Source organism: Paraburkholderia fungorum (genome assembly GCF_046027605.1).
In the GTDB taxonomy this organism is placed as follows: domain Bacteria; phylum Pseudomonadota; class Gammaproteobacteria; order Burkholderiales; family Burkholderiaceae; genus Paraburkholderia; species Paraburkholderia fungorum_F.
In genome coordinates, this window is sequence record NZ_JAQQEF010000009.1 from 88743 (window position 1) to 103748 (window position 15006).

Consider the following 15006-nt stretch of genomic DNA (forward strand, 5'->3'; position numbering starts at 1 on the left):
GCCCCCGGGCGCGCTTTCTGGCGAGCCAGGCGGCCAGAAAAGAGCCGCCGGCCTCAACCCTGAAGAGTACTCAGCATGACGACGTTGACCTTCCGGAAGCCGAGCGCGTTGCCCGGTTTTGGCCTGACACTCGGCATCACAGTGGCTTATCTGAGCCTCGTGGTGCTGATTCCGCTTGCGGCGGCCTTTCTCAAGACCGCGACGCTCGACTGGCCCCAGTTCGTGCGCGCGGTGAGCTCGCCGCGCGTGCTCGCGTCGTATCGCCTCACGTTCTTTTCGGCCCTCGGCGGCGCGCTGATCAACGCGGTGTTCGGCTTTCTGGTCGCGTGGGTGCTGGTGCGCTATACGTTCCCGTTCAAGCGCATCGTCGACGCGGTGGTCGATCTGCCGTTTGCCCTGCCGACCTCCGTGGCCGGCATTTCGCTCGCGGCCGTCTATGCGGGCAACGGCTGGATCGGGCAGTTTCTCGAACCGCTCGGGATCAAGATCGCATTTACGCCGGCAGGCGTGCTGATCGCGCTGACCTTCATCGGTTTGCCGTTCGTGGTGCGGACCGTGCAGCCGGTGCTCGAAGAGTTCGAACGTGAACAGGAAGAAGCCGCCGCCTGCCTCGGCGCGTCGCGCTGGCTGACGTTTCGCCGCGTGGTGTTGCCGGCGGTGTTTCCCGCGTTGCTGACCGGCTTCGCGCTGGCGTTCGCGCGGGCGCTCGGCGAATACGGCTCGGTGATTTTCATCGCCGGTAACGTGCCGATGAAATCGGAAATCACGTCGCTGCTGATCATCACCAAGCTGGAGCAATACGACTACGCCGGCGCCACGGCGATCGCGGTCGTGATGCTGGTGGTGTCGTTCCTGATGCTGTTGTTGATCAATACGCTGCAGTGGTATCTGCAGCGTCGCACGAGCCGCGGTGGCGCGGGTCCCGCGCCGGCCGCCGCGAGTGTGGCGGCGATCGGTGTCGGCGGAGGTGCGCAATGAGCCACGATTCCGTAAAAAGCGGCGCGGTCGCCGTGGCGCCGCGTGCGCCGCTCAATGTCGCGCGCCGGCCCGATCCGGTCACCGAGCCGCCCGTCGTGCGCTGGGTTCTGACCGGCGTCGCGTTGCTGTTTCTCGCGCTGTTCCTCGTCGTGCCGCTCGTCGCCGTGTTCTATCAGGCGCTCGCCAAGGGCGTCGGCTTCTATCTGGAATCGCTGGCCGATCCGGATGCGTTGTCGGCCATCAAGCTCACGGTCATTACCGCTGCGATCGCCGTGCCGCTGAATCTGGTGTTCGGCCTTGCAGCGTCATGGTGTATCGCCAAGTTCGAATTTCGCGGCAAGGCGTTGCTGACCACGTTGATCGATCTGCCGTTCTCGGTCTCGCCGGTGATCTCCGGTTTGCTCTATGTGCTGATGTTCGGCGCGCAAGGCTGGTTCGGTCCCTGGTTGCAAGACCATAACGTGCAGATCATTTTCGCGGTGCCGGGCATCGTGCTGGCGACGATCTTCGTCACGTTCCCGTTCGTCGCGCGTGAACTGATTCCGCTGATGCAGGCGCAAGGCAACGACGAAGAAGAAGCCGCGCACGTGCTCGGCGCGTCTGGCTGGCAGATCTTTCGCCGTGTCACGCTACCCAACGTCAAATGGGGCCTGCTGTACGGCGTGATTCTGTGTAACGCACGGGCAATGGGCGAGTTCGGCGCGGTGTCGGTGGTGTCGGGCCACATTCGCGGCCAGACCGACACGATGCCGCTGCATGTCGAAATTCTCTATAACGAATACAACTTCTCGGCGGCGTTCGCCGTGGCGTCGGTGCTGGCCTTGCTCGCACTCGTCACGCTCGGTTTGAAGCTGCTCGCCGAGCGCCATATGTCGGCGGAACTGTCGGCCGCGCGCGATGTGCCGGCGTATGCCGGGCCTGTCACGCCGGCGTCCGCTTCACCGTCCGCTTCACAGTCTGTCAACACATCGCATGCGTCGCTGAATGCAGTCAAGCACCCGCTCAAGCAAGGAGAGCTGTAATGGGTATCACCGTTCGTAACCTGCAAAAGCGCTTCGGCGATTTCGTCGCGCTCGATAACGTTTCGCTCGACTTTCCGCCGGGCGAACTGGTTGCGCTGCTCGGGCCGTCGGGTTGTGGCAAGACCACCTTGTTGCGCGTGATCGCCGGACTCGAATACGCGGACGGCGGCCAGGTCGTGCTGCAAGGCCAGGACGTCGCGACGGTCGGCGCGCGTGAACGTGAAGTCGGCTTCGTGTTCCAGCATTACGCGCTGTTCCGTCATATGACGGTGTTCGAGAACGTCGCGTTCGGCTTGCGCGTGAAGCCCCGCAAGGAGCGACCTTCGGAAGCGGTGATTCGCGAGAAGGTCCATGAACTGCTGAAGCTCGTGCAACTCGACTGGCTTGCGCAACGCTATCCGTCCGAACTGTCGGGTGGCCAGCGGCAGCGGATTGCGCTCGCGCGCGCGTTGGCTGTCGAACCTAAAGTGCTCTTGCTCGACGAACCGTTCGGCGCGCTGGATGCGAAGGTGCGCAAGGAATTGCGTAGCTGGCTGCGTCGTTTGCACGACGACCTGCACATCTCGACGATTTTCGTCACGCACGATCAGGAAGAAGCGCTTGAAGTAGCTGACCGTATCGTCGTGCTGAATCGCGGGCATGTGGAGCAGGTGGGCAGTCCGCAGGACGTGTACGACCATCCGCAAACTTCGTTCGTTTACGAGTTTCTCGGCGCGGCGAACCGTCTGCATGGCAACGTGGATGCGAGCGGTTTTGTAGTAGACGGCGCGGCGCTGCCGGTCGCAATCAAGGCCGACTTCAAGGGGCCGGCTTTTGCCTATGTGCGTCCGCACGATCTGCAGTTGTATCCGCAAGCATCGGGCCACCGCGAGGGCATTGTGGTCGACGTGCGGCGCGTGGTGACGCTCGGCGGCTCGGTACGTGTGGAGCTCGCGGGCCGTGAGGGCAATGTGCTTGAGGCTGAGCTCGATCGTGAATCGTGGCGCGATCTGCAACTGGCAATCGGCGATGGTGTCACGGCCGTGCCGCGAGCGTTGCGCGTATTTCCCGCGCAATGAGCAGCGCTACAAACGACGCCCTAAGCGATACCTTAAGCGTCGCCATGAGCAGCGGAGCAACACTCGGCGTTTCAATCGAACTCAAATAAATTAACTCTGGCCTAACCGGAGACATACAGATGAATTTCCAGCAATTGCGCTTTGTGCGCGAGGCCGTGCGTCAGAACATGAATCTGACTGAGGTGGCGAACGTGTTGTACACGTCGCAGTCGGGTGTATCGAAACAGATCAAGGATCTGGAAGACGAACTCGGCGTCGACATTTTCATTCGACGCGGCAAGCGTCTGACGGGTCTTACCGAGCCGGGTAAGGCGGTGCATCAGCTGATCGAGCGGATGCTGCTCGATGCGGAGAATCTGCGCCGCGTCGCGCGTCAATACGCGGATCAGGACAGCGGCCACCTCGTGGTGGCGACCACGCACACACAGGCGCGTTACGCGCTGCCGAAGGTGATCCGTCAATTCACCGAGGTGTTCCCGAAGGTGCATCTGGCGCTGCGCCAGGGCAGCCCGCAACAGATCGCGCAGATGATCATCAACGGCGAAGCGGACATCGGCATTTCGACCGAAGCGCTCGACCGCTTCCCGGATATCGTCACGTTCCCGTGCTATTCGTGGCATCACGTCGTGGTGGTGCCGAAGGACCATCCGCTGGTGGGCCGCGAGAATCTGACGCTCGACGAGATCGCCGAATTCCCGATCGTCACGTACGACCAGGACTTCACGGGCCGCTCGCATATCGACCAGGCGTTCGCGAAAGCGGGCGCGTTGCCCGACGTCGTGTTGACCGCGATCGATGCCGACGTGATCAAGACTTACGTCGAACTCGGCATGGGCATCGGCGTGGTCGCAGCCATGGCCTACGATCCGAAGCGCGATACGGAACTGGTTGCGCTCGATACGCAGCATCTGTTCGAGGCGAGCACGACGCGGCTCGGCTTGCGCAAGGGCGCGTTCCTGCGTGCGTATGCGTACCGGCTGATCGAAATGTTCGCGCCGCAGTTGAACGAAGCGGAAATCGCCGCGCAATTGCGCGAGGCGGTTTGAGAGGGGGCGAACCCAAAACGAACGGCCATCCGTTTCTTCACGCATGGCGGCGTGTGGCGCATCGCTTACAATCGCCGCCATGAATACTCTGACTTCCTCTTCCGCGACGCCTTCCGGCGAAGGCACAACGCCGCAACTGCCGCGCATCGCCGTGCTGGCAACCGGCGGCACGATTGCCGGGGCCGCCGCGGACGCGACCAACACGTCCGGCTATCAGGCGGGTGTGGTTGGCGTCGATCAATTGCTGGCCGTGGTGCCGGCTTTGTCCACGGTCGCGCGGATCGCGGCCGAACAGATTGCCAGCGTCGACAGCAAAGACATGGCCATGGCGCTGTGGACCACGCTCGCGCAACGCATCAATACGCTGCTGGCCGAAGATGACGTCGACGGCGTGGTGGTCACGCATGGCACCGATACGCTCGAAGAAACCGCCTATTTACTGCATCTGACGATCAAGTCGGATAAGCCAGTGGTGCTGACCGCCGCAATGCGCCCGGCATCGGCGCTCTCCGCCGACGGGCCCTTGAATCTGCTGAATGCCATGACGGTGGCGGCGAACGCGGGTGCGCGCGGGCAGGGCGTGCTGGTGGCCTTCAACAACAGGATTCACAGCGCACGCGACGTGGTCAAGACGAGCACGTACGCCGTCGACACGTTCCAGTCGCCGGAGATCGGCGCGCTCGGCTGGGTGCAGGACGGCCGCGTCGAATTCCAGCGCAGCGTGGTGCGCCCGCATACGCGCGCTGCGGAATTCGTGATCGGTGCGAAGTGGCCGCATGTGGAGGTCGTAGTGAGCTATGCAGGCGTCACGCGGATTGCCGTGGATGCGTTGGTGGCAGCCGGCGTGCGCGGTATCGTGGTGGCGGGTACGGGCAATGGCTCGATTCACGCCGCCATGCAACAGGCATTGGCCGATGCGGCCTCGCAAGGCGTGGCGGTGGTGCGTTCGTCGCGCGTGGGCTCAGGTCACGTGATGCGTAACGGCGCGGCCGCGGACGATGCGCTTGGTTTCATCAGCGCGGGTTCGTTGAATCCGTACAAGGCGCGGGTTCTGCTGATGCTCGCGTTGGCCGCGGGCGGCACGGGGGCGGTTGCGTTGCAGAAGACTTTCGATACGTACTGATTGATTAAGCGGAGGGCCCGGTTCAAAGTCAGCACCGTGTCCCGCACATGAAGCTTGAATGACAACGCGGCGCCCAGGTCACCGACCCGAGCGCCGCGTTGTGGTTTCAGCTTGAGGTTTATCGCTATCGCCGCAATCTGGCAACGCCGGCAAGCCCTCAGTCCGCCAGATCAGGCCGCCAGATCAGGAGGCAGCTTCCCGCCGTTCGCCGCCAGCGCCAGCATCACCTGTTTGTGCAGCCAGACGTTCATGCTCGCTGAATCGTTCGTGTCGCCGGTGTACTTCAGCTCCTTGGCGAGCTGCTTGCGATGATCGAGGCTGCTGTCGACGCCGAGCGCTTTCAGCGTGTCGACGATCGACGTGCGCCAATTCAACGTTTGCCCGCTCTCACTCACGAACTGGTCCATGACGACAGCAACGTCGACGTCAGCGAGCGGCGCGGGTGCCGGTGCAGCCGCCGGTGCAGCGGCTTGCGCCGCTGCCGGATCCGGTGTCGGCTCAACCGCGGGTGCGGGCTGGTCGGGCTTCGCTTTGCCGAAGAGCTTGTTTACGATGTCACCAAAGATGCTCATTCTGAATCCTTTGCAGATGGGTTACTGGCGCAAGCACATTTCGCTTACGGGATGAACACTGGTTGGGCACCGGGCCAAAATCAGGCGAAAATCAGGCGAACGAAGCAGAGGACATGCTGGCCACGATCGGCAAGCCGCACCTGAACGCCGCACTTGAGCACCGCATTTGAAGACCAATACGCCCGCAACCAGACTCAACGAGTGTAGGAGAAAGCGCGGACCGATGTGTCAAAAAAGGTCGTGCCGCGGGCGCGCAGTTGCAAGCAAATGCAAGGGGACTTGCTAGCACGGGTGCGAGGAGACCTGCAAAGAGAGGTGCGGGCAGGCGGCATGCATGATGCAGCCGCTGCGAGAGATTGGCGGAAAACGCATAAGTTGAAATCCGACAGCCGGACACCCGACGACGACGTCTGACCGACCAAGGCTTCCCCGGCGCCGCCGGGTGCCGCTGCGGACCCCACTTGCCGCTCTCAGCCCAGAGCGGCACGATTTGCCCTTTGCGCCGTGTATATCGCACGACACAAAGAGCGCCCCACCTGCGATTGCCATGACGATGACGTTGCAACGATCATGACAACCTGTGTTGCTACCTGACAATTCAAGCGGTTCAGGCCGCCTTGGCTTCGCTACCCGGCGCTTGCGCGACTTCGTAGTTGGCCATGATTTCCAGCGCGCGCACCATCGCCGAGTGATCCCATGCCTTGCCGCCGTTCGCTGCGCACACGCTGAACAGTTGTTGTGCGCTCGCTGTATGCGGCAGGGCGATGCCGAGTTTGCGCGCGCCGTCCAGTGCGAGGTTCAGATCCTTCTGGTGCAGCTCGATCCGGAAGCCCGGATCGAACGTACGCCTGGTCATGCGCTCGCCGTGCACTTCGAGAATCCGCGACGAAGCGAAGCCACCCATCAAGGCTTTGCGCACCCGCTCCGGATCGGCGCCCGAGCGTGACGCGAACAGCAGGGCTTCCGCGACCGCTTCGATGTTCAGCGCGACGATGATCTGGTTCGCGACCTTGCAGGTTTGACCCGCGCCGTTATCGCCGATCAGCGAGATGTTCTTGCCCATCAGATCGAACAGCGGCTTGGCCAATGCAAAAGCCTTTTCCGGACCGCCGACCATGATCGTCAGCGACGCTTCACGTGCGCCGACCTCACCGCCGGACACCGGCGCGTCGAGGTAGTCGGCGCCGAGCGCGTTGATCTTCTTCGCGAAGGCTTGCGTGTCGAGCGGCGAGATCGAACTCATGTCGATCACCAGCTTGCCTTGCGTGAGACCGGCGGCAACGCCGTCGTCGGCGAACAGCACGTTGGCGACGTCGGGCGTGTCCGGCACCATGATGATGACGACGTCGGCGGCTTGCGCGACAGCGGTCGAATCGGGGACTACGTTCGCGCTTTTGCTCAGATCTTCCGGCACCGGGTATGCGCCATTCACAAACAGCGTGTGGCCGCCTTTGATGAGGTTGCGCGCCATATGCGCGCCCATGATGCCGAGGCCGATAAAACCGATCTTTGCCATGTGTCTAAATCTCCAGTGTTGTTTGGGGCCCCAAGGGGTTCCCTTCGGGGCGTGGTGTGCCTGAGGTGATCCGGCGTGCCTCACGCGTCGAACAGTGCTTCGCTCAACGCGTCGAGCAACGCCTCGCTCAGGCAGCGGCGTGGGCTGCGCCGCGGGTTTGCCCGGCCACGCTCTGCACCCAGCAGAGGCCGGCAGCCGTGGTCGTGCGCGGCTTGTATTCGCAACCGACGTAGCCTTCGTAGCTGAGCGAGTCGAGCAGATCGAACAGGAACGGGTAATTGATTTCGCCGGTGCCCGGTTCGTTGCGGCCCGGGTTGTCGGCGAGCTGGATGTGCGCGATCTGCGGTAGATTCTTTTTGATCGTCGCCGCGAGTTCGCCTTCCATCCGTTGCATGTGATAGATGTCGTATTGCAGGAACAGATTGTCCGAACCCACTGCGCGAATCACGTCGAGGCCTTCGCTCGAACGGTTCAGCGCAAAGCCGGGTATGTCGTACGAATTGCACGGCTCGACCAGCAGCTTGATGCCGGCTTTTTTCAGTTCGCCGGCGGCGAAGCGCAGATTGTCGACGATCGTCGAGCGAGCCTTATCCGCATCGACGCCCGCGCCCGGAATGCCGACGAGGCAGTTCAGTTGCGGCACCTTCAAGGCCTTTGCGTACTCGATCGCGCGGCCAACGCCTTCCTGAAACTCGCCCACGCGATCCGGCAGGCACGCGATCCCGCGTTCTCCCGCTTCCCAGTTGCCCGCGGGCAGGTTGTGCAACACGAGCTTCAAACGGTTCTGCTGCAGACGTTCGCTCAATTCGGCGATCTGATACGGATACGGAAACAGGAATTCGACGGCGTTGAAGCCTGCGTCCGCTGCTGCCGCAAAGCGGTCGAGGAACGGGGCTTCGTTGAACAGCATGGTGAGATTCGCTGCAAATTTCGGCATGGTGCTTGTGTCTCGCTGGTCGGTCATTGGAATAACTTCATGAGGCGGCGCTGTGATGCCAGGCCGCGCTCATGTGAGGCTTGTCAGGTCGACCCGCAGGTCGACCCGCGGCTCAACGCCCAGGTCAGCCCGCGGATCAAACCGTCAGGACGCTCAGTCGAGCATGCTGATGGCCGTCGGCGCATCTTCGCGCGTCTCAGCCAGCGCTTCGAACTCGTTGATCGCGTCGATCTCGGTGCCCATCGCAATGTTGGTCACGCGTTCGAGGATCACTTCGACGATCACCGGCACGTTGAACTCGGAGAGCATCGATTGCGCTTTCAACAGCGCCGGCTTGAGTTCTTCCGGCTTGAACACGCGAATCGCCTTGCAACCGAGGCCTTCGGCAACCGCCACGTGGTCCACGCCGTAGCCATTCGTTTCCGGCGAGTTGATGTTCTCGAAGCCGAGCTGCACGCAGAAGTCCATGTCGAACGCGCGCTGTGCCTGGCGGATCAAGCCGAGGTACGAGTTGTTCACCACCACGTGCACGTACGGCAGCTTGAATTGCGCGCCGGCCGCCAGCTCTTCGATCATGAACTGGAAGTCGTAGTCGCCCGAGAGCGCGACGATCGGACGTTGCGGGTCGGCTGCACGCACACCGAGCGCGGCCGGAATCGTCCAGCCGAGCGGGCCTGCCTGGCCGCAGTTGATCCAGTTGCGCGCCTTGTAGACGTGCAGGAATTGCGCGCCGGCGATCTGCGACAAACCGATCGTGCTGACGTAGCACGTATCGCGGCCGAACACCTGGTTCATCTCTTCGTACACGCGCTGCGGCTTCATCGGCACGTTGTCGAAGTGCGTCTTGCGATGCATGGTCCGCTTGCGCTGCTGGCAATCGGCGACCCATGCGCCGCGGTCTTTCAGCTTGCCGGCGGCCTTCCATTCCTTCGCCACTTCGACGAACAGTTCGAGCGCGGCCTTCGCGTCCGACACGATGCCGAGGTCCGGGCCGAACACGCGACCGATTTGCGTCGGCTCGATGTCCACATGCACGAACTTGCGGCCCTTCGTATAAACCTCGATGCTGCCCGTGTGACGGTTCGCCCAACGGTTGCCGATGCCGAGCACGAAGTCGGAGGCGAGCATCGTCGCGTTGCCGTAGCGGTGCGAGGTTTGCAAGCCGACCATGCCGGCCATCAGCGGATGGTCGTCGGGAATCGCGCCCCACGACATCAGCGTCGGGATTACCGGCACGCCGATCGTTTCGGCGAATTCGACCAGCAGATCTTCAGCGGCCGCGTTCAGCACGCCGCCACCCGAGACGATCAACGGCTTGTCGGCGTCGTTGAGCAGGTTCAGCGCGGCTTCGATCTGTTTGCGCGTCGCTTTCGGCTTGTAGACCGGCAGCGGTTCGTACGTGTCGATGTCGAATTCGATTTCGGCGAGTTGCACGTCGATCGGCAGGTCGACCAGCACCGGACCCGGACGGCCCGAGCGCATCAGGTGGAATGCCTGCTGGAACACGCGCGGCACCAATGCCGGTTCACGCACGGTGACGGCCCATTTGGTGACCGGCTTCGCAATCGATTCGATATCCACGGCCTGGAAGTCTTCCTTGTACAGACGCGCACGCGGCGCCTGACCCGTGATAGCCAGAATAGGAATCGAGTCGGCCTGAGCGGAGTACAAACCGGTGATCATGTCGGTGCCCGCGGGGCCCGACGTGCCGATACACACGCCGATGTTGCCCGGCTGGGCGCGCGTATAGCCTTCGGCCATGTGCGACGCGCCTTCGACGTGGCGCGCCAGCACGTGGCTGATGTTGCCTGCCTTGCGCATGGCCGAGTAGAACGGGTTGATGGCTGCGCCCGGAACGCCGAATGCGGTGTCGATGCCTTCTTTTTCGAGCACCAGCACGGCTGCGTCGACGGCTCTCATCTTGGCCATGAATGTCTCCTGAATGTCTGAGGTGGGCGAATGAGTTGGCTAACGGATTCGCTGACGGATATGCAAACCAGAGGTGTTGATCGAACTGTAGGCTTCACCTAAAGGTTTGATAAGATCAGTCCAGGTCGCTTATTTCGAAACAAAAAGTATGGAATGACGGGTGGGCTGGACGGCGGGAACGCAGCGCGACGCCTGCCACGCTTGGGACGCGGAGAGCAGAGGGAGCCGCGATCCGGAAGCTGCAAGCTGTGAGCCCTAACTCGTTGGTCCTGGGGCGCGCGATTGGGAGGAGACAAAAATGGACCGCTTCAAACAGATCGAAACATTTGTGCGCGTCGCCGACGCGGGCAGTCTCGCGGCGGCCGCGCTGGAAGAGGGCGTGTCGCCGGTGATTCTCGGACGCCGCATCGACGCGCTGGAAAAGCGCCTCGGCGTCAAGCTGATGTACCGCTCGACGCGGCGCCTCGTCGTCAGCGAAGACGGCGCGGCATTTCTCGAGCGCTGCCGCGGCCTCCTGACCGAATGGGACCAGGCGGAGAACGAACTGAGCGCCGGACGGCGCGCGGTGAACGGCCATCTGATCGTGTCGGCGCCGGCCGCGTTCGGCCGCAAGCACGTCGCACCGCTGGCACCGGCTTTCCTCGCCGACAAGCCTGAACTACAGGTCTCGTTCAATCTGACCGACCGGGTCGTGGATCTGGTGCGCGAAGGTTATGACCTGTCGATCCGGATCGGCGGCGCGGTCGATCCGAATTTCGTCGCGGTGAAGCTGGCGTCGAACCGGCGAGTGGTGTGCGGCACGCCCGACTATTTCCGCCAATACGGCAAGCCGGCAACGCTCGAAGATCTGCCGCAGCACAACTGTCTGGCGTTCAATCTGCAAGGCGGCCAGAACCGTGGCTGGTACTTCCGCCGCAACGGCAAACTGGCAACGGTGCGGGTGGGCGGCACGCTCGATTGCAACGACGGCGAACTGCTGCATCGTTGGGTCTCCGAAGGGCTCGGGCTCGGTTGGCGCTCCACGTGGGAAATCCAGCAGCAACTGGCGCGCGGCGAACTGGAAACCGTGCTGGATGAATTCGCGTTGCCCGACTACGACATTCTGGCGGTCTATCCGCAGCAGCGTTATGTGCCGGCCAAGGTGCGCTACTTCATCGATTATCTGAAAGAGGTGTATGCCAGCGAGGACTACTGGAATCGTCCGACTTATTAGCTGGCCTGTCTTTCCGTCTTAATTGAGCGCAGACGGGAATAAACTCGGGATGTGAGCGGTTATGCGTGATGAGCGAGTGAAAACGCGTCACACAGCCTAGCCGTAATACCCTGGAGGGCCGAGGTGGTCCAGACCCAAGCAACCGCAGCCCGCGCGCAGCAAACGGCCGAAACCGAGGCGGCGAGGAGCCGCCGTTTTCAGCAGCTGGCTCTGCCGCACCTCGACGCGGCGTACAACCTCGCGCGCTGGCTATGCGGCAACTCGAACGATGCGGACGACGTCGTGCAGGAAGCGTTCATGCGCGCGTTCCGTTTCTTCGATACCTTCCGGGGCGACTCGGCGCGACCGTGGCTGCTCGCGATCGTGCGCCGCACCTGGTACACGGAATGGCGGCGGCGCGCGTCGTCGCACGAGGTGGTGGAGTTCGACGACAGCATGGACGACGCGACTTTCGACGGCTGGAGCGCGGGCGGCGACGATCCGCAGGCGCTGCTGATCCGCGGCGAAGACGCGAAGCAGGTCCATGAGGCGCTTGCACAGCTGCCGGTGGAGTACCGCGAGGTCCTGATCCTGCGCGAACTCGAAGAGATGGGCTATCGCGAGATCGCCGCGGTCGCCGATGTGCCGATCGGAACGGTCATGTCGAGGCTCGCGCGCGGGCGCCGCAAGTTGGCAGCGCTCCTGATGGCGCCGGCAGACGGGCAGTCTGGGTCTGGGTCTGGGTCAGGACGCCGGGCGTCCGGGCTGCCGGCGGCTGGCCTGCCGGCGTCCGGGCGTGCAGCGCGCGATGCACCGCAGCAGTCGCATCACGGTCCCGCCGAGCCGCGCGACGGCACGCGCGCCGCGGGCGAGGGCAGGTCGGAGTCCGGCGGCGCCGCGCGCAGCGCACTCTCTCCCGCGTGCCCGGGGCCAACCGCCTCGGTTACACCGCTCCGGGCGGTTTCGAACGCCCGGTCATCCAACATGCCTGGCGGCGCTGCCGCCGGCTTCGCTCAGGAGACGCCAGATGGACTGTAACGAAGCGCGGCCGCTCCTCGACGCGAGCGCCGATCGTGAATTACCCGCGCCGGATGCGCTGCGGGTGCAGCAGCACATTGAAAGTTGCGATGCTTGCCGCCGGGAAAGCGAAGGCTTGCAGACGCTGAGCCGGTCGCTGACCGCCGCGCCGTATCACCGCGCGCCGGACGCGCTGCGCGCCCGGATCATCGCGGCGCTCCCGTCGACGCAAGAGGCCGTCCCGGCGCTCCAACCCCGCAAGGCGGCGCCGCGCCGGCGGCGCTGGTTCGCCTGGCTGGACAACTGGCGCGGCTCACAGAGTGGCTCGGGGAGTATGGGCGGCCTGGGTGGCTTGGGAGGAGGGCTGGGCACCGCCGGCGGCGGTTCGAGCCGGCTGATTACGCAAGGCTGGCTGGCGGCGCTGGTCATCGCTCTCGGCGCGGCTGCTGCGGGCGTCACGCTGAGCCTGCATCGGGCTCCGGAGATTTCGCCGTTCACCGACGAGCTGGTGGAAAGCCACGTGCGGGCGCAGGTGTCCGGCCGCGACATCGACGTGATTTCGACGGACAAGCATACCGTCAAGCCGTGGTTCAACGGCCGGCTCGATTATTCGCCACCGGTCGAAGATCTGGCCGCCAGCGGCTTCGCGCTGGAGGGCGGGCGGCTGGATTACCTCGCGCATCAGCGAGTGGCGGTGCTGGTGTACCGCTATCGCAAGCATGTGATCGACGTGTATGTGTTTCCGCAAGGCGGCGCCGAAGGTAAGGGCGGCGCGGCGCCCGCCGTACTTGCCCGCGAAGGCTATTCGATCTCGCACTGGAACGCTGAAGGCATGACCTGGTGGGCCATCACGGACGCCGCGCCGGATGCGTTGAGCGGGCTGGAAACGGCATTGAAGGCGCGTTTGCAAAGCGGCGGCGAGCGCACGGAAGGCGGCTGACGGATTCGGGGGATCGGCCGGCTGCCTCGGCCCACCGCCGCCTAAACCCTTGAAAACACTCCCGAATCGCGCGCTCGATTAACGGGATATCTTGCAACCCGGCCCCATTCAGGTTACACTCTTTGGCTTCTCACTTGCCACACCGGTTCCGACGCCCGGGTGGCTTTAATCCACAAGGAGTGAATATGCGTCATTACGAAATCGTATTTATCGTGCATCCGGATCAAAGCGAGCAGGTGCCCGCAATGATCGAGCGTTACAAGAGCACGATCACCTCGCACGGTGGCCAGATCCACCGTATCGAAGACTGGGGCCGTCGCCAACTGGCCTACATGATCGAGAAACTCGCGAAGGCTCACTACGTCTGCATGAACATCGAATGCGACCAAACCACGCTCGACGAGCTGGAACACGCATTCAAGTTCAACGACGCTGTTCTGCGTCACCTGATCGTCAAGATGAAGAAGGCCGAAACGGCCCCGTCGCCGATGATGAAGGAAGTGCAGCGCGAAGAAGCCAAGAAGTCGGCTGCTACGCAACCGTCCGAAGCGCAGGCTTAAGACACACTATTTAAGCTACCAGATCAAGCGTCGCTCTCGTCGAAGGCTACATGAATCGGCTGCAACTGATGGCCAGCGTCGTCGAACGCGAACCGGTGCGGTATACCCCCGCCGGCGTTCCGATTGCAGGCTGTACGTTGCACCACCGCACGGAAGTCGTCGAAGCCGGCATTGCCCGGCAAGTCGAACTGACCATGCAGGCAGTAGCCGCAGGCGAGGCGAGCGGTAAGCTGGAAGGCTGTCAGATGGGCGTGGAAACGCTCTTCACAGGCTTTCTGGCGAAAAAGCACCGCAACGCAAGAACTCTGGTATTTCACATCACAGAATTGCAGGACATTGGAAAGGACTGAACATGCCCCGCCCGACTGGTAAGAAATTCGACAAGCGTCGTCAGCAACAAAATCCGCTCTTCAAGCGCAAGAAGTTCTGCCGTTTCACGGCCGCTAACGTCGATCATATCGACTACAAGGACCTCGAAACGCTGAAGGACTTCATCGGCGAAAACGGCAAGATCACGCCGGCGCGTCTCACGGGTACGAAGTCGCACTATCAACGCCAGCTGGATACGGCAATCAAGCGCGCACGTTTCCTCGCGCTGGTGCCGTACACCGACCAGCACAAGGCCTAACCCGACGACGCGATAAGGAGTATCCGAATGCAAATTATTCTTCTGGAAAAAGTCGTCAACCTGGGCAATCTGGGCGACATCGTCAAGGTTAAGGACGGTTACGCACGTAACTTCCTGATCCCGAACAAGCAGGCTCGCCGTGCCACGAAGGAAGCCTTGGCTGAATTCGAAGTTCGCCGCGCTGAACTCGAAAAGGTCGCCGCTGAAAAGCTGGCGGCCGCTCAAGCTCAAGGCGAAAAGCTGGCAGGCTCGACGGTTCAGATCAACCAGAAGGCTGGCGTCGACGGCCGTCTGTTCGGTTCGGTGACGAACGCGGACATCGCTGACGCACTGGTTAAACAAGGCTTCGCAGTGGAAAAGGCGCAAGTGCGTCTGCCGGAAGGCCCGCTGAAGATCGTTGGCGACCACGCTGTTCAGATCTCGCTGCACACCGACGTGCTCGTCGATGTGAACGTGGCTGTGATCGGCGAACACGTTTAAGCATCGAG

Annotated in this window: 16 protein-coding genes; 12 read left to right on the top strand and 4 right to left on the bottom strand. The window is 62.8% G+C overall.

What is annotated here, in order from left to right; all coding sequences use genetic code 11:
* Positions 1-75: 75 nt before the first annotated feature.
* The 5 genes from cysT to PQR53_RS16890 all read left to right on the top strand — a co-directional run bounded on the left by cysT (position 76) and on the right by PQR53_RS16890 (position 5227).
* A complete protein-coding gene (cysT, locus tag PQR53_RS16870) occupies positions 76-978 on the top strand; it encodes a sulfate ABC transporter permease subunit CysT (protein ID WP_323043680.1) in 903 nt (300 codons plus the stop codon).
* Positions 975-2000 carry a sulfate ABC transporter permease subunit CysW gene (cysW, locus tag PQR53_RS16875; RefSeq protein WP_408455878.1) on the top strand — a complete coding sequence of 342 codons (1026 nt, stop codon included), beginning with the start codon at positions 975-977 and terminating at the stop codon, positions 1998-2000. The genes cysT and cysW overlap by 4 nt, the downstream gene beginning before the upstream one ends.
* Positions 2000-3058, top strand: coding sequence for a sulfate/molybdate ABC transporter ATP-binding protein (locus tag PQR53_RS16880; RefSeq protein ID WP_179731392.1), 1059 nt, complete (start codon positions 2000-2002; stop codon positions 3056-3058). Before cysW ends, PQR53_RS16880 begins: the two co-directional genes overlap by 1 nt.
* A gap of 119 nt (positions 3059-3177) precedes the next feature.
* On the top strand, positions 3178-4104 hold the full coding sequence (locus PQR53_RS16885; RefSeq protein WP_323043682.1) for a CysB family HTH-type transcriptional regulator: 927 nt from the start codon (positions 3178-3180) through the stop codon (positions 4102-4104).
* 79 nt (positions 4105-4183) lie between these two features.
* Positions 4184-5227, top strand: a complete 1044-nt coding sequence (locus PQR53_RS16890; protein ID WP_408455883.1) for an asparaginase — start codon at positions 4184-4186, stop codon at positions 5225-5227.
* A 170-nt stretch (positions 5228-5397) separates the two neighbouring features.
* Here PQR53_RS16890 and PQR53_RS16895 read toward each other — a convergent pair whose 3' ends face one another.
* The 4 genes from PQR53_RS16895 to gcl form a co-directional block, all read right to left on the bottom strand.
* Positions 5398-5799 (bottom strand): DUF3597 domain-containing protein, encoded by a 402-nt coding sequence (locus tag PQR53_RS16895; protein WP_408455886.1) that lies wholly within the window; start codon positions 5797-5799, stop codon positions 5398-5400.
* A gap of 607 nt (positions 5800-6406) precedes the next feature.
* The gene (locus PQR53_RS16900) at positions 6407-7315 is read right to left on the bottom strand and encodes a 2-hydroxy-3-oxopropionate reductase (RefSeq protein ID WP_408455889.1); all 909 of its coding nucleotides are present in this window, start codon (positions 7313-7315) and stop codon (positions 6407-6409) included.
* A 127-nt stretch (positions 7316-7442) separates the two neighbouring features.
* Positions 7443-8252, bottom strand: coding sequence for a hydroxypyruvate isomerase (hyi, locus tag PQR53_RS16905; RefSeq protein WP_408455892.1), 810 nt, complete (start codon positions 8250-8252; stop codon positions 7443-7445).
* Between the two features lie 153 nt (positions 8253-8405).
* On the bottom strand, positions 8406-10181 hold the full coding sequence (gcl, locus tag PQR53_RS16910; RefSeq protein WP_408455895.1) for a glyoxylate carboligase: 1776 nt from the start codon (positions 10179-10181) through the stop codon (positions 8406-8408).
* Positions 10182-10479: 298 nt separating this feature from the next.
* On the opposite strand from gcl, the gene PQR53_RS16915 reads away from it, so the two are divergent.
* The 7 genes from PQR53_RS16915 (at position 10480) to rplI (ending at position 14998) form a co-directional block, all read left to right on the top strand.
* On the top strand, positions 10480-11394 hold the full coding sequence (locus tag PQR53_RS16915) for a LysR family transcriptional regulator (protein WP_323043544.1): 915 nt from the start codon (positions 10480-10482) through the stop codon (positions 11392-11394).
* A 123-nt stretch (positions 11395-11517) separates the two neighbouring features.
* A complete protein-coding gene (locus PQR53_RS16920) occupies positions 11518-12411 on the top strand; it encodes an RNA polymerase sigma factor (RefSeq protein ID WP_408455898.1) in 894 nt (297 codons plus the stop codon).
* Positions 12401-13330, top strand: coding sequence for an anti-sigma factor family protein (locus PQR53_RS16925; RefSeq protein WP_408455901.1), 930 nt, complete (start codon positions 12401-12403; stop codon positions 13328-13330). The genes PQR53_RS16920 and PQR53_RS16925 overlap by 11 nt, the downstream gene beginning before the upstream one ends.
* Positions 13331-13515: 185 nt before the next feature.
* Positions 13516-13890, top strand: a complete 375-nt coding sequence (gene rpsF / locus PQR53_RS16930; protein WP_064269883.1) for a 30S ribosomal protein S6 — start codon at positions 13516-13518, stop codon at positions 13888-13890.
* A 50-nt stretch (positions 13891-13940) separates the two neighbouring features.
* Positions 13941-14240, top strand: a complete 300-nt coding sequence (gene priB, locus PQR53_RS16935) for a primosomal replication protein N (RefSeq protein WP_179731413.1) — start codon at positions 13941-13943, stop codon at positions 14238-14240.
* A gap of 2 nt (positions 14241-14242) precedes the next feature.
* A complete protein-coding gene (gene rpsR / locus PQR53_RS16940) occupies positions 14243-14518 on the top strand; it encodes a 30S ribosomal protein S18 (protein WP_012432802.1) in 276 nt (91 codons plus the stop codon).
* Positions 14519-14545: 27 nt separating this feature from the next.
* On the top strand, positions 14546-14998 hold the full coding sequence (gene rplI / locus PQR53_RS16945) for a 50S ribosomal protein L9 (RefSeq protein WP_408455904.1): 453 nt from the start codon (positions 14546-14548) through the stop codon (positions 14996-14998).
* Positions 14999-15006 lie beyond the last annotated feature (8 nt).

Bases quoted from the DNA above. Each gene is read 5' to 3' on its own strand.
- priB (WP_179731413.1), top strand. From the start codon at position 13,941: ATGAATCGGCTGCAACTGATGGCCAGCGTCGTCGAACGCGAACCGGTG.
- cysT (WP_323043680.1), top strand. From the start codon at position 76: ATGACGACGTTGACCTTCCGGAAGCCGAGCGCGTTGCCCGGTTTTGGC.
- hyi (WP_408455892.1), bottom strand. From the start codon at position 8,252: ATGCCGAAATTTGCAGCGAATCTCACCATGCTGTTCAACGAAGCCCCG.
- PQR53_RS16925 (WP_408455901.1), top strand. From the start codon at position 12,401: ATGGACTGTAACGAAGCGCGGCCGCTCCTCGACGCGAGCGCCGATCGT.
- PQR53_RS16900 (WP_408455889.1), bottom strand. From the start codon at position 7,315: ATGGCAAAGATCGGTTTTATCGGCCTCGGCATCATGGGCGCGCATATG.
- gcl (WP_408455895.1), bottom strand. From the start codon at position 10,181: ATGGCCAAGATGAGAGCCGTCGACGCAGCCGTGCTGGTGCTCGAAAAA.
- rpsF (WP_064269883.1), top strand. From the start codon at position 13,516: ATGCGTCATTACGAAATCGTATTTATCGTGCATCCGGATCAAAGCGAG.
- cysW (WP_408455878.1), top strand. From the start codon at position 975: ATGAGCCACGATTCCGTAAAAAGCGGCGCGGTCGCCGTGGCGCCGCGT.
- rpsR (WP_012432802.1), top strand. From the start codon at position 14,243: ATGCCCCGCCCGACTGGTAAGAAATTCGACAAGCGTCGTCAGCAACAA.
- PQR53_RS16885 (WP_323043682.1), top strand. From the start codon at position 3,178: ATGAATTTCCAGCAATTGCGCTTTGTGCGCGAGGCCGTGCGTCAGAAC.
- PQR53_RS16880 (WP_179731392.1), top strand. From the start codon at position 2,000: ATGGGTATCACCGTTCGTAACCTGCAAAAGCGCTTCGGCGATTTCGTC.
- PQR53_RS16890 (WP_408455883.1), top strand. From the start codon at position 4,184: ATGAATACTCTGACTTCCTCTTCCGCGACGCCTTCCGGCGAAGGCACA.
- PQR53_RS16915 (WP_323043544.1), top strand. From the start codon at position 10,480: ATGGACCGCTTCAAACAGATCGAAACATTTGTGCGCGTCGCCGACGCG.
- rplI (WP_408455904.1), top strand. From the start codon at position 14,546: ATGCAAATTATTCTTCTGGAAAAAGTCGTCAACCTGGGCAATCTGGGC.
- PQR53_RS16895 (WP_408455886.1), bottom strand. From the start codon at position 5,799: ATGAGCATCTTTGGTGACATCGTAAACAAGCTCTTCGGCAAAGCGAAG.